12 protein-coding genes are annotated in these 13,066 nt (G+C 70.9%); all 12 read right to left on the bottom strand.

What is annotated here, in order from left to right:
- Positions 1-9: 9 nt before the first annotated feature.
- Positions 10-1,263, bottom strand: a complete 1,254-nt coding sequence (locus IE209_RS01240) for a hypothetical protein (RefSeq protein ID WP_189685208.1) — start codon at positions 1,261-1,263, stop codon at positions 10-12.
- Complete coding sequence (locus tag IE209_RS01235; protein ID WP_189685207.1) at positions 1,256-2,077, bottom strand: hypothetical protein; 822 nt, start codon at positions 2,075-2,077, stop codon at positions 1,256-1,258. The genes IE209_RS01240 and IE209_RS01235 overlap by 8 nt, the downstream gene beginning before the upstream one ends.
- Positions 2,078-2,090: 13 nt before the next feature.
- Positions 2,091-2,792: a YaiO family outer membrane beta-barrel protein gene (locus tag IE209_RS01230; RefSeq protein ID WP_189685206.1), complete on the bottom strand. Its 702-nt coding sequence runs from the start codon at positions 2,790-2,792 to the stop codon at positions 2,091-2,093.
- Between the two features lie 155 nt (positions 2,793-2,947).
- A complete protein-coding gene (wecB, locus tag IE209_RS01225) occupies positions 2,948-4,120 on the bottom strand; it encodes a non-hydrolyzing UDP-N-acetylglucosamine 2-epimerase (RefSeq protein WP_189685205.1) in 1,173 nt (390 codons plus the stop codon).
- Positions 4,117-4,968, bottom strand: coding sequence for a polysaccharide deacetylase family protein (locus IE209_RS01220; protein ID WP_189685204.1), 852 nt, complete (start codon positions 4,966-4,968; stop codon positions 4,117-4,119). The genes wecB and IE209_RS01220 overlap by 4 nt, the downstream gene beginning before the upstream one ends.
- A 3-nt stretch (positions 4,969-4,971) precedes the next feature.
- On the bottom strand, positions 4,972-6,042 hold the full coding sequence (locus tag IE209_RS01215; RefSeq protein WP_189685203.1) for a polysaccharide deacetylase family protein: 1,071 nt from the start codon (positions 6,040-6,042) through the stop codon (positions 4,972-4,974).
- Positions 6,039-7,130, bottom strand: coding sequence for a polymer-forming cytoskeletal protein (locus tag IE209_RS01210; protein ID WP_189685202.1), 1,092 nt, complete (start codon positions 7,128-7,130; stop codon positions 6,039-6,041). Before IE209_RS01210 ends, IE209_RS01215 begins: the two co-directional genes overlap by 4 nt.
- Entirely contained in the window at positions 7,127-8,455 is a 1,329-nt protein-coding gene (locus IE209_RS01205) for a glycosyltransferase family 2 protein (RefSeq protein WP_189685201.1), read from the bottom strand. The genes IE209_RS01210 and IE209_RS01205 overlap by 4 nt, the downstream gene beginning before the upstream one ends.
- A gap of 809 nt (positions 8,456-9,264) precedes the next feature.
- Positions 9,265-10,077, bottom strand: a complete 813-nt coding sequence (locus IE209_RS01200) for a crotonase/enoyl-CoA hydratase family protein (protein WP_229882661.1) — start codon at positions 10,075-10,077, stop codon at positions 9,265-9,267.
- A 7-nt stretch (positions 10,078-10,084) separates the two neighbouring features.
- Complete coding sequence (locus IE209_RS01195; RefSeq protein ID WP_189685200.1) at positions 10,085-10,984, bottom strand: SDR family oxidoreductase; 900 nt, start codon at positions 10,982-10,984, stop codon at positions 10,085-10,087.
- 13 nt (positions 10,985-10,997) lie between these two features.
- Positions 10,998-11,798 carry an enoyl-CoA hydratase/isomerase family protein gene (locus IE209_RS01190; protein ID WP_189685199.1) on the bottom strand — a complete coding sequence of 267 codons (801 nt, stop codon included), beginning with the start codon at positions 11,796-11,798 and terminating at the stop codon, positions 10,998-11,000.
- Positions 11,795-12,943 (bottom strand): acyl-CoA dehydrogenase family protein, encoded by a 1,149-nt coding sequence (locus IE209_RS01185; protein WP_189685198.1) that lies wholly within the window; start codon positions 12,941-12,943, stop codon positions 11,795-11,797. Before IE209_RS01185 ends, IE209_RS01190 begins: the two co-directional genes overlap by 4 nt.
- Positions 12,944-13,066 lie beyond the last annotated feature (123 nt).

The raw sequence follows: 13,066 nt of genomic DNA, 5'->3' as shown, positions 1-13,066 counted from the left end.
AGGCATGGCCTAGGGCCGGGGCACGACCGCGGCGGGATCGGACAGCCAGAACAGCCAGCGCAGGTCGCCGACCTGGAACGGCCAGGCGAAGGGATCGCCGGGCGCCAGCCATGCGGCGCGGGCGCGCGCGACCCAACGGCGCGCGTCGGCCCCGTGGCCCACGCAACGCGCCGCCACTGCCGCGGCGGGCCACCAGAAGCCATCGGGGTCGACATTGCGGTGCGTCCAGCCGTCCGCGCCCCGCCAGCGCGCGGACATGTCGCGCCAGGCGGTGGCGGCATCGGTGGCGGCCGGGCCGCGCACCCCCCACAGCAGCGGCCAGGCCTGCGCCACGGTGTCCGGGTACCACACCGAAACATCGGGCGCGCCGGCCTGCCGGCTCACGCGCCAGGCCTGGCTGGGCGCATGCCACAGTTGCCGGCGCATGGCGTCTTCCATGCGCCAGGCCGCATCCAGGCTGGCCTGGGCACCGGCCCGGTCGCCATAGGCCGACTGCTGCACGCGGGCCCAGGCACGCCAGCCGGCCACCACCTCGGCGGCGTCCATCAGGTACTCCACCCGATGGCCTGGCTTGGCCGAACTCAGGCCGTCGGGCTGGGTGAGTGCGACCACGGTCCCCGCCGAACGCTCCAGCGCGGCGCGCACGGCGGGCTCGCGCAGCAGCGCGGCGTCGCCGGTCGCGGCCAGGTAGGCATCGGCCATGAGCAGCGCGGAGGCCGCCGTGCTGTCGTAAGCATCGACCTGCGGGCAATCGCCGAGCACGCGCCCGGGCGGGCATGGCGCCACGTGCAGGTCCGACACACGGATCCAGTGGTCGAATACCACCCCCTGCCCGGCCCCGGTGGGCGTGGTGTGGCGCGCCTGCCAGCGCAGCCAGCCGGCGGCGACCGGCGCGTTGCCGGGGGCCACGCGCAAGGCCTCCATCAGCGCCAGATTGACCTGGTAGGCGGAGATGAAATGCCAGGCCTGCCCGCTGGGATCGACGTGGCCGGGTGCACTGTTGGCGCGGACCGCACCATCGGCCGCCAGGCCCGGCGCATGCACCACCAGCCGCGACAGCGCTGCCAGTGCGGCATCGCGGAACCCGGCGTCGACCAGACCGCCCTTGTCGCAGGCAGTTTCCGCAGGCTCGGTCACGGGCGCCAGCGGGGTGGCCAGCACGACCGGTGTGCCGGTGCGTGCCGTGGCCTTGCCCGACGCGCAGCCCGACAGCAACACGGCCACGATCAGACCGATGGCGCGCCAGCCCGCCACACTAGACATGCCGTGCCTCCATGCCCCGGTTGCGCCAACCCATGCCCCAGCCGTACAGCGCGACCACGCCGACCACGGGCAGCATCACGCCGAACACCAGGTTCAGCAGCGGCAGCAGGATCAGTCCGCTCATCTGCGCCAGCGCGGCATGCACGGCGTACTGCAGCGGCGTCAGCAGCGCCAGGAAGGCCAGCGTGGTCAGCGTCAGCGCCACGCGCTGCCAGGCCGCGAACGGGAACAGGTAGTAGGTCAGCAGATGGATCCAGGGCGTGGCCAGCATCAGGTACCAGGCCTGGCGCAGCCCGCTGGCCACGTGGCTGCTCACGGTGTGGGTGAAGCTGGCCGGCCAGAACATGAAGAACAGCACCGAGGCGCCGTGCACCAGCGCTCCGAGCCGGATGAAGAAGGCCAGCGGCTTGGCGGCGTCGGAGAACCAGCCCGAACACCACCACAGCAACAGCACGACGGCGCCATGCCGCATCGGCGACCAGGGATCGGACAACGGCAGTTCGGGCACGATGAGGGGCACGACCAGGTCCAGGCCGCCGCCCTGGCTCGGGTCGCCCGGCAGGAAGCGGCCCGGCAGCGCCAGCGCGTGCATCCACCAGAGCAAGGTGTCGGTCCAGGCGGCTTCCAGCCACGGCCGCGACCACAGCAGCAGTGCGCTGAAGGCCCCTGCCAGCACCACGCTTTGCAGCACACGCTGCGTGGGCAGCGTCTGGCGCCAGATGGCGCGGTGCTGGGCGATGGTGCCGCCCAGGTGGCCGCGCACGCTCAGGCGCCGGACCGCGGCGCGGGACTTGGCATGCGGGGACTTGGCCATGGTGCGTTGCGGCTCAGAACGTGAGGAACACGCCCACACCCAGCGTGTGGCGCTTGTAGCTCGGGTTGGAATAGCGCTCGGCCTGCGCGCTCAGGCCCCAGCGCTGGCCGAGCCACACGCGCCCGGTCGCCATCACACTGGTGCTGCGGAAGTCCACCAGCTCGGAGCGTGCGCCGATGGATTGGTAGGCCTCGGTGCCGCTGGCCACGCGCAGGCTGAAGTAGGCCGCGCCTTCGCGTCCCACCGTCATGCTGGCGAAGGGCATGTACGAGAACCGGTTGCGCGGCTGGCTGATGTTGAGCACCACGCCGCTCTCCAGCACCACCGGTGCCGGCAGGTACCAGGCCATGGCCAGACGCATGCCGGCCTCGCTGCGGTTGCGGTGCAGCGCCGCGCCGTAGACCGCGGCCGAGGTGACCAGCTGGCCTTGCGACAGCCACTTGCGCGAGAGCTGCGTGTCCGAGCGCAGGATGGACCAGTTCTCTCCCCCCGCGCCGAACGCCAGCGACTGCACCACGTACCAGCGGTCCGACAGCTGCAAGGTGTAGCTGCCGGCCGCCACGCCGCCGGTGTCTCCGAACTTGCGCTCGCGCAGCAGTTCGAGGTTCAGCACGTCGCCGTTGTCCAGCGTGATGGCCCCACGCAGGTTGACCGTCTCGCCGTCCGGCAGCCCGGCACTGAGCTTGCTGTGCGTGGTCTGCAGGTCCCAGGTCATGCGCGAGGACACCGGGCCCGGAGCCGGCGCGGGAGCCGGCGCCGGTGCCGATGGCTCCGCCGTCAACGGCCCGGCCGTCTGCGCCTGCGCGGCGCCGCACAGCACGCATGCCAGCGCTGCCGCCCAGGCCAGGCGGCCGGTGCACCCGCGCGGCCTCATCGCGCGCCCGACAGCACATCGGCGATGCGCTGCGCTGTGCGGCCGTCGCCGAAGGGGTTGACCGCTGCGCGCATGCGCGCCAGTTCGTCGCCCTCGCACAGCAGGCGCGTCACGCAGCCGACGATGCGCTGCATGTCGGTGCCCACGACCATGCCGGCGCCGGCCTCGATGAGTTCGGGCCGCTCCGTGGTGTCGCGCAGCACCAGCACCGGGCGCGACAGCGCCGCGCCCTCCTCCTGGATGCCGCCCGAGTCGGTCAGCGCCAGCGCGCTGTTCTGCAGGCACCACAGCAACGCCGGATAGTCCAGCGGCGGGCACAGGCACAGCCGGCCTTCCAGCCGCGTGGCCAGTTCGCCAAGCTCGGCATGCACGGTGTCGGCGACGGCCGGATTGCCATGCACGGGCCAGGCGACCGCCAAGCGCGGATCGGCCTGCAGCAGCCGCGCCACGGCGCGCGCGATGTCGCGGATGCCGGCACCCCAGTTCTCGCGCCGGTGCGCGGTGACGGTGATGAGACGGCCATGCGCCAGCCAGGGGCGCAGCCGCTGCAAGGGCTCGGGCAGCGCCAGCGCACCACTGGCCAGCAGGTGGTCCAGCCGCGCCGCGCCGCCCAGCGCGGCGTCCACCGCGGTGTTGCCGACCACGTGCACGGCGTCGGCAGCGATGCCCTCGCGTGCCAGGTTGGCCGCGGCGCCCGCGGTGGGCGCGAAGTGCCAGTGCGCCAGGCGCGCCGTCAGTTCGCGGTTCTTCTCCTCGGGAAAGGGCTCGCGCGGCTGGAAGGTGCGCAGCCCCGCTTCCACATGGCCGATCGGGATGTCCAGGTAGAAGGCCGCCTGGGCCGAGGCCAGCGTGCTGGTGGTGTCGCCGTGCACCAGCACCGCGGCCGGTTGCGCCTGTTCGTAGACGGCGCTCAGGCTTTCCAGCAGCAGCGCGTTCAGGTGCGCCAGGCTGCCATTGCGGCGCTGCAGCTGCAGTTCGTACTCGGGCCGGATGTCGAAGAAGTCGTACAGCGACTGCGCCATTTCACGGTGCTGGCCGCTGTGCACCCAGGCCACGGCCTGGCCGCGCCGGCGCAGTTCGGCGTAGACCGGCGCCATCTTGATGATCTCGGGGCGGGTGCCGACCGAAATGAGGATGGGTCGGCCGGTCGGTGTGGAAGATGCGGTCATGGAGATGCGGATGCGTTGGAGATCGAAGCGGTGGGCGGCGTGGCGGCGTGCAGGGGCAGCCGCAGCCGCAACCGGGTCCCGGGGCCGGCGATGACGCGCCAGGCATCGCCCTGGCGCGCGATTTCGGCCTGGCCCTGCAGCACCTGCGGCGCGTCGTAGCGGCGAGCCGGCAGCAGCCAGGCGAAGTGCGCGAGCGAACGCGGATGGTCCGCCTCCAGCCATTCGGCGCCGTCGGCGGCCCGCGTGCTCCAGTCGACGGCCAGCCGCTCGTTGGCGAACGCGGTGTAGCCGGCCATGGTGATCCAGCGCAGCGTGCCGTCGTCCACCAGTTGCCTGGTGTGCTGCAGCCAATCGCGGAAGGCGTCCGGAAACAGCGCGACGCCGGGCGGGTGGAAGTACACCAGCCGCACCGTGCGGTACTGGGCGCAGAAGTCGGCCACGTCCTTGAGCCAGGCGCCGATGTCGCGCTGCGCGATGCCGGCGAACGAGGTCTCCTCGAAGCTGGCATGCGCGCCGTAGCTCAGCACCGGGAAGGCCCACATGCCGGACGGGCTGCGCTTGCCATCCTGGTAGCTGCGCGTGGGTGCCATGCCGATGTCGCCCGTGAAGTAGTAGGCCTGGATGCCCTGGTCGCGCAGCCACGGCGTCTTCCAGGCCGGATGGTTGCCCAGCGGCGCCGAGTATTCGCGCACGGGCTTGCCGCTGGCCGCACGCACGGCCTGCAGGTTGCGCTCGAGGAACGGGATCGACGCCGCGGGCTTTCGCGTCCCGACATCCCGGCCGAAGGCGTTGTGGATCCAGCCGCCATGGCTGCCGACCTCGTCGCCGCGCGCGACGAAGCGGCGCACCCACTACTGCATGCTGGGGTTGTGGGCCAGGTCCATGCCCTGGCCATCGCCGGGGTGGTCGACATCGGGCCCGGCCGTCAGGTGGATCGAGTACGGACCCTGCTCGAACACGCCCAACGCCTCCAGCGCTTCGATGGCCGGCACGGCCGCGGCCGCGTCGACGTGCCAGTTCATGATCAATGCGCCCTTGGCATCGGGTACCGGCGAGAGCTGCGGCAGCCCGACCAGGTCCTGTGCGAAGTAGCGCAGGAAGGCGTGCAGGAACAGGCCATCCGTGCGCAGCTTGAGGTAGGTCAGCGGCAAGTTGACGAACAACACCTGGCCCTTGCCCACGCGGTGCACGCCGGCCAGCAGGCTGCCGTCGTCGGCGTGCATCAGGCGCTTGCCCGCGAAAGCGCCGCGCGTGGCGAACACCGAGTAGGTGAGCCGCCCGTAGTGGTAGCCCACCACCGCGAGCGGCTCGTCGTCGCCCGGTGGCGGCTGGTCGCTGCTGAGCGGCTCTCCTTCGCCGTCGCGGATCAGCTTGCCCGGCGGCAGCCGCAACAAGGGCACGGCAGCGCCTTCCACCCAGGCCACGTGGTCGCCCGACATGCGGCCACGCAGCTCTTCGTACAGCGCGTACGACACGCCGGCCAGGTCGGACAGGCGCGAGGCACCCGGCGGATAGCTGCCGGCCAGGTCCTGGACGCCGGCGTCGTGCACCAACAGCAGTTGCGTGCCGGCCAGCACGCGCTGCTCCAGCGCCTTCACCAGCGCGTCGTTCATGCGGCGGTGCACCTGGTCGGGCAGGATCAGCGCGGCCCCCTGGGGCATCCCGCCGGCGCGCAGCAGGTCGGACGCACGCACCACCGACAGGCCGAAGCCCAGCTCGGCCGCGGCATCCTCCCAGGCCTGCACATGCGGGTCGCTGGTGGACAGCTCATCGGGGATCAGCAGCGCCAGCCGCGTGGCGACCTCGCCGGAAGGTCTTGCGGTGCCGCTCAACCGGCCGAACACCACGAACGCCGCCACGGCCGCCAGCACCAGGGCTGCGCGCACCAGCCAGACGCGGGTTGGAGACGCCTGGCCGCTCATGGCGCGACCGCCTGGGCAGCGACGGGCGGCGCCGGTTCGGGCGCCGATGCCAGGGCCGCCACGCAACGGCCTTGCACCTCGGCCCAGACCGTGCCGTGGACCTGCACGCCGGCCCCGATCTCGATGCGCGGCGCGGCCACGGTGGTCTGCGCGGCCAGCGTGCCCAGCGTGCAGCCGCTACCGAGCGCGAGGGCCACCTCGGACATCAGCACCCCGCGCACGGTGCAACCCGCTCCGAGTGCGGCCTCGCGTTCGACGAACACGTTGCCCGCGAAGGTGCAGCCCGGGCCCGCCGTGAGCCGGCCCCGCACCTTGAGGCTGCCGCCGACCACGCAGCGCGGTCCCAGCACCAGGTCGCCATGGCACACCAGATCGCCCTGCCAGGCGGTGCCGGCCGGCACGGCGAGCGCGCCGCTGCGGATGGCGCGGCGGCCCGAGGCGTCCCAGCGCACGCCGGTCAACGCCGCGCCGTCGCCCGGCACGGCAGCCAGCACCGGCCTGGGTCCACGCGGCAGGAATTGCACGCAGGGCGCATGCAGCAGCAGGAAGTCGGCGCCCGGCGCGAGCACCAGCAGGCGCTCGGCCGTCACGCGGCCGGCGAGGTGGCAGCCCTCGTCCACGAACAGTCGGTCCCCATGCGCCCAACGCAGCACCGAGGAATGGGCCGCGAGCCGCACGGCGCCGCGAGCCCACAAGGCCTTGTAGATGCCACGCCTGGCGGTGCGCAGGTCGCCCGTGGTCGCCACCTCGGCATAGAACGCCATGCCGTCCGGCAGGCAAAGGTCGCCCTCGGCGTACCACAGGCGGTGGCTTGCGCGCGCGGCCTGCTCGGCCGCGTCCAACGGCAGCGCCTCATCCGCAGCGGAACAGGCCACGATGGCGGTGCTGCCGAGCGCGCCCGTGCCAGTGGTCACCGCCTCGGCCAGGCGCGTGGCGAAGCTGCGCGCCAGATAGGGCGGGTCCAGCGCGTCGGCCGCGTCGATGCGCAGCGGCTGCACGTCGCTCGGACGCAGCCACTCCACCAGTGCCGGCAGCATGGGCAGCAGCATCACCGCGAAGGTCGCCAGCAACAGCAACGCGAGCTTCACGGGCCGGCCTTGGCAGGAGGCATGGCGACGACCGGACTGGCGCGGCGGTAGCGCACGGTCTTGTCCCACTGGAACTTGCCGCCCGGCAGCCGGTCGGTCAGCACCTGCTCGTAGACCGAACGCATGATGGCCACGGCACTCACGATGAAGCCCAGGAACGAGAACGCCAGCAGCCGGATGCGCTGGCGCGAGCGGTCCAGGTGGGTCGCGGTGGCGATCTCGAAAAAGGCGGCGAAGTTGCCGAGCGCGCTGTGGGCCATGAAGGCCATGACCATCAGCGCAGGCGCCAGCCACTGCATGCTGACCGTGAAGTACATCAGCACGCTGAGCACCCAGCCGAACAGCAGCACGGGCGACATCATGTAGACGCCCAGCAGCAAGGCGCCGTCGATGCGCTCGGTCCAGCGCAGATCGGGCTGGCGCAGCAGCGCGGCACTGTGGCGCACCATGGCCTGGTTGTGGCCCTTGGACCAGCGCTTGATCTGGCGCATGCGCACGGACCAGTTCTGCGGCACTTCCTCATAGCACTCGGCCCGGTTGTGGTAGACCGTGCGCCAGCCACCCGGCAGCAGCCGGTAGGTCAGGTCGGTGTCCTCGGCCAGCACGTCGTCGTGCCAGCCGCCCACGGCTTGGAGTGCGCTGATGCGGATGCCACCGACGGTGCCGCCGTATTGCGGCACCAGCCCCAGGTTCATGCGCGCCTGCTGGTCGACCTGGTAGCCGCCGGAGCGCTCCAGGTCGAGCAAGCGGGTCAGCAGATTGGCGCCCACGTTGAGCGGGACCACGCGGCCCATCACGGCGCCGACCTCGGGGTCGAAGAACGGCGCCATCAGGCGGCGGATCAGCCCGCGCGAGGGCATGTAGTCCGCATCGAAGACGATGATGAAGTCGGTGTCGACGGTCTCGGTGGCGTCCTTGAGCGCCGCAGCCTTGCCGGGCTTGCCGCCAGTGCGGTGGAAGGGCCGGATGCGGCCTGGAAACCGTGAGACGACCTCGTCGACGATCTCGCGCGTGCGGTCGGTCGAGCGGTCGTTGACCGGCACCACCAGCATGCGATCGGCCGGGTAGTCGACGCGCATCAGGTTCTCCAGGCAGTCGCGGATCACGTCTTCTTCGTTGTGCGCGGCGACGAAGATGGTCACGCGGGGCCATTCGGCGTGGACCAGGCTGGCGTAGGGGTTGCGCTGGCGGCTGAACAGGCGGTTCAGCGAGAAGACGTAGTGGCGCGCCGTGTAGACCGTCAGCAACACCATCACCAGTCCCATGAGCCCGCCCAGCGACCATGCCCAGGCGTCGCCCAAAGGGCTGGAAATCGTCAGCGACATGGCACCAGCCCGCGCACCCGGCACACCGGCGATGGCAACGGCCCCCCACGCGGCGCGCAGCCAGCGCTGCGCTGGCATGCGGCCCCAGCAACCGCACCTTGGTATTTTTTTCAAGGCTCCCCCTCTCCGCACGCAATGCGAAGCCCCACAAAAAACAGTACCTCAACGTACACAATTGTAGTTTTTGACAGAGACTGTTTGTTGAGAATAGAACAACTGCATGTGACAGTTGTGAACTCTATGCAACTCGGTACGCACTCACCTCAATATCGTGCTATGGATCTGTGCAAGTCAATATCCAAACAGCACTAAAAGTAGACAAAATGAAGATATTGCATTCGATTAAACAATACGGTTGATGTCTCTCTCACCATGCGGCACGGCAAGATCGCCCGCATCTGTCGAGGGCGGCGCCGATGCACTGGGTGCGCTGACGGGCGGGCAGATCGGCGCGCGGACCGACCCGCTGCCGGGCGACACGGCCGTGGGCCGCATCACCTCGCCGTCCATGGGCTGGCGCGGGCGTGCCGACCTTCGGCGACGCCGCCCACCCGGCCTACGACATCGGGGTCTGCGACGGGAGCAGGGGGCCGGCTGGCCTGCCCGATGCGGTGGTGGGCCAGCGCCGTGCGGCCGTCGACGAGGTCTGGGCCGATCCGGTGGTCCTCGGCCGCCTGGCGACGCGCAGCGGCCTCGTGCGCGGGCCCGGTCCGGCCGAGCGGTTCCAGCGCTTCATCGACGACGACATCGCGCGCTGGAAGGACGTCGTCAAGAACGACCAGTCCTTCGGGAACTGGGCCCGAACCTGTTCAGGCGGGGTCCTGAAAGCGCGCCGCGCGCTTCTCCATCGCCGCCGCCACCGCCTCGCGCTGGTTGGCGCTGCCAATCAGCCGCTGCTGCTCGACCGACTCGGCCAGCAGCAGCTGGGCCTCGTCGCCGTCGGCGGTCTGGTTCATGAGGCGCTTGGCCGCGCGCACGGCGTCGGGGTTGCGGCCGGCGATCTCGCGCGCCATGGCCAGGGCCTCGGCCAGCGGGTCGGCCGCCAACCGGGTTCCGAGGCCGATGCGGCAGGCCTCCTCGGCCTCGACGATGCGCGCGCTGTAGACCAGTTCGCGCGCGATGTCGGCGCGCACGAGTTCGCGCATCAGCGCGATGCCGGCCATGTCCGGCACCAGGCCCCAGCGCATCTCCATGACCGACATGCGCGCATCGGCCGCGAGCAGGCGCACGTCGGCCCCCAGCGCGACCTGCAGGCCGCCACCGAAGGCCACGCCCTGCACGGCCGCGATCACGGGCACGCCCAGCGCGCGCCAGCCCCAGGCCACCTGCTGCGGCCGGTTGGCAGGGCCGTGCGTGCGCGCCTGCAGGGCCGACAGGCCGTCCAGTTGCGCGCCCTCGCGCATTTGGCCGAAGCGCGACATGTCCAGGCCGGCGCAGAAGGACCGGCCCTCGCCATGCAGCACCACGGCGCGCACGCCGCGCGTGGCCTGCAGCAGCTCGGTGGCGGCGACCAGGCCATCGAACATGTCCATGTCCAGCGCGTTCATCTTGTCCGGCCGCGCGAGCCGGACCTGCGCGACGCCATCGGCGTCCACGCCCACGGCCACGCGGCCGTGCAGCAGGCGTTCTTCAAGCAAGGCGGGCCCTCCTGTCCTTGGCGTCCTGGCCGGCGATGTTCTCGCGCGCGCGCTGCCAGTCCTCGTCGGTCCAGGACCGCATGCGCGCGAAGTTGCCGCCCGTGGCCTGGTACTGGCCGCCGTCGATGGCGATGGTCTGGCCGTTGATGTAGTCGGCCCCCGGGCCCAGCAGCAGCACCGCCAAGTTGGCCAGCTCGGGCATGCGGCCATTGCGGTCCATGGGGTTGCCTTCGGTCTTGTGCTCGCCGCCGCCCGGGTTCAGCCGCGCGCTCATGCCCTCGGTCGGGAACAGGCCCGGTGCGATGGCGTTGAAGCGGATGCCGCGGCCGGCCCATTCGACGGCCAGCGACTGCGTCATCGCGTGCAGGCCGGCCTTGGACATGGCCGAGGGCACGGTGAAGGCCGAGCCGTTCCAGACCCAGGTCGTGAGGATGGAAACCACGGCCGCACGCTTGCCCTCGGCCAGCCAGCGCTTGCCGCAGTCCAGCGTCATCATGAAGCTGCCGCGGAACACGATGTTGGCGATCGCGTCGAAGCCGCGCGGCGACAGGTCCTCGGTGCGGCTCACGAAGTTGCCGGCCGCGTTGTTGACCAGGCCGTCCAGCGCGCCGCCGTCGGCCCAGATGCGGTCCAGCATGGCGGCGATCTGCTCCTCCTTGCGGATGTCGCAGCCCATGGCGATGGCGCGGCCGTCCTGCGGGCCGGCCGCGGCACTCAGTTCGCGTGCGCTCTCTTCCAGCACGCCCTCGCGTCGGCCGCAGATGTAGACCGTGGCGCCCAGCAGCACCAGGGCCTCGCTCATCACGCGGCCCAGGCCGCTGCCGCCGCCGGTCACGAGGTAGCGCTTGCCGGCCAGCAGGCCGGGCTTGTACATGAGGTCGTCCAATGTCACGGGAATGTCTCCTTCAACGGCCCGTGTAGCGGGGCGCGCGTTTCTCGAGGAAGGCGTTCATGCCTTCGCGGAAGTCGCCGGTCTGCGTGCACAGCACCTGGTTGCGGTCCTCCAGCGCGATCACGGCCTCCATGCTGGGCGCGTCGATGGCCAGGCCCAGCGCGTCCTTGGTCAGGCGCAGCGCCACGGGCGTGGCGCGCAGCATGTCCTCGGCCAGCGATTGCGCATCGGCCTGCAGCTCGGCCAGCGGCGCGACACGGCTGACCAGGCCCAGCGCGTAGGCGCGCTGCGCCTCCATGAAGCGGCCCGTCAGCAAATACTCGGCCGCGACCGAGCTGCCCACCATGCGCGGCAGGAAGTAGCTCACGCCCACGTCGCAGGCCGACAGGCCGATGCGGATGAAGGCCGCGTTCATGCGCGCATCCGGCGTGGCCAGCCGGATGTCCGAGGCCAGCGCGAGCGCGAAACCGCCGCCGCTGGCCGCGCCCTGCACCACGCTGACGATGGGCTGCGGGCAGCGCCGCATGGCCAGCATGATGTCGCGGATGCTCTTCTGCTTCTCCAGCATCTCCTCCACGCCGCGCTGGCCGCCGCCTTGCGCCGTGGTGTCCTTGATGTCCAGGCCCGCACAAAAGGCCCGGCCCGCGCCCTGCAGCACGACCACGCGCGCGCTGCTGCGCGCGTTCAGGCCTTCGAAGTAGTGGCGCAGCGCGTCGGTCAGGGCCGGGTCGAGCGCGTTCAGGCGCTCGGGCCGGTTCATCGTGAGCCAGGCGACGCCGCCGCGCTCCTCCACCTGCAACACTTCGGGACTCACAGCGCGCGCGAGATCACTTCTTTCATGATCTCGTTGGTGCCACCGTAGATGCGCTGGATGCGTGCGTCGGTGTACATGCGCGCGACCAGGTACTCGTTCATGTAGCCGTAGCCACCGAACAGCTGCAGGCATTCGTCGACGACCCGGCCCTGGGCTTCGGAACCCCAGAGCTTGGCCATGGAGGCCGTGGCGGTGTCGAGGCTGCCGGCGACCAGGTCTTCCACGCAGCGGTCGATGAAGGCACGGCCGACCTTGATCTGCGTGGCGATCTCGGCCAGCTTGAACTTGGTGTTCTGGAACTCGGCCACGGGCTTGCCGAAGGCCTTGCGCTCGCGCACATAGTCCAGCGTGGCGCGGTAGGCGCCTTCCATCGCGGCCAGCGAAGAGACCCCGATGATGAGCCGCTCGTAGGGCAGGTCGCCCATGAGCTGGAAGAAGCCCTGGCCCTCCTTGCCGCCCAGCACGGCGCTGGCCGGCACGCGCACGTCGTCGAAGAACAGCTCGGAGGTGTCCTGCGCCTTCAGGCCGATCTTGTCGAGCACGCGTCCCACGCGAAAGCCCGGCGTGTCCTGCGTGTCCACGACCAGGATGGAGGTGCCCTTGGCGCCCTGGGTCGGGTCGGTCTTGGCGACCACCAGCACCACGCCGGCCAGGAAGCCGTTGGAGATGAAGGTCTTGGAGCCATGCAAGGCGTAGCCGCCTTCCACCTTGTCGGCACGCGTGCGCACGCCCTGCAGGTCCGAGCCGGCGCCGGGCTCGGTCATGGCAATGGCGCCGACGATCTCGCCGCGCGCCAGGCGGGGCAGGTAGTGGCGCTTCTGGTCTTCGGTGCCGTGGTTCAGGAAGTAGTGCGCGACGATGGAGTGCACGCCCACGCTCATGCCCGACAGCGCGCGTGCCGCCATCTCTTCGTGGATCACGGCCTCGTGGCGGAAGTCGCCGCCACCACCGCCGTATTCCTCGGGGATGTCCGTGCACAACAGGCCCAGTTCGCCGGCCTTGCGCCAGAGCGCATGGCCCACATGCCCGTTCTTGCGGGCCGCCTCGTCGTGCGGCTGCATCTCGGTCTCGATGAAGCGCACCACGTTGTCGCGGAACAGCGACAGGTCTTCGTCCATCCAGGAGCGGCGGAAATCGATGCTCATGCTTGTCTCTTTCTCTCAGTAGTCCATCACGCAAGCCGCCCGCAGTCCAAGTGCCGGCCTGCAAGCAGCGCCTCGCAAGGCCACGGAGCAGGCCATGCCAGTGCACCCGCGGGACCGGCTCTG

The organism is Pseudorhodoferax aquiterrae (assembly GCF_014652235.1).
In the GTDB taxonomy this organism is placed as follows: Bacteria; Pseudomonadota; Gammaproteobacteria; order Burkholderiales; family Burkholderiaceae_C; genus Pseudorhodoferax; species Pseudorhodoferax aquiterrae.
This window is presented reverse-complemented; position numbering and strand designations above follow the sequence as displayed.

Coding starts and splice junctions, on each gene's coding strand:
- IE209_RS01240 (WP_189685208.1), bottom strand. CDS start 1,263: ATGTCTAGTGTGGCGGGCTGGCGCGCCATCGGTCTGATCGTGGCCGTG.
- IE209_RS01235 (WP_189685207.1), bottom strand. CDS start 2,077: ATGGCCAAGTCCCCGCATGCCAAGTCCCGCGCCGCGGTCCGGCGCCTG.
- IE209_RS01230 (WP_189685206.1), bottom strand. CDS start 2,792: ATGACCTGGGACCTGCAGACCACGCACAGCAAGCTCAGTGCCGGGCTG.
- wecB (WP_189685205.1), bottom strand. CDS start 4,120: ATGACCGCATCTTCCACACCGACCGGCCGACCCATCCTCATTTCGGTC.
- IE209_RS01215 (WP_189685203.1), bottom strand. CDS start 6,042: ATGAGCGGCCAGGCGTCTCCAACCCGCGTCTGGCTGGTGCGCGCAGCC.
- IE209_RS01205 (WP_189685201.1), bottom strand. CDS start 8,455: ATGTCGCTGACGATTTCCAGCCCTTTGGGCGACGCCTGGGCATGGTCG.
- IE209_RS01185 (WP_189685198.1), bottom strand. CDS start 12,943: ATGAGCATCGATTTCCGCCGCTCCTGGATGGACGAAGACCTGTCGCTG.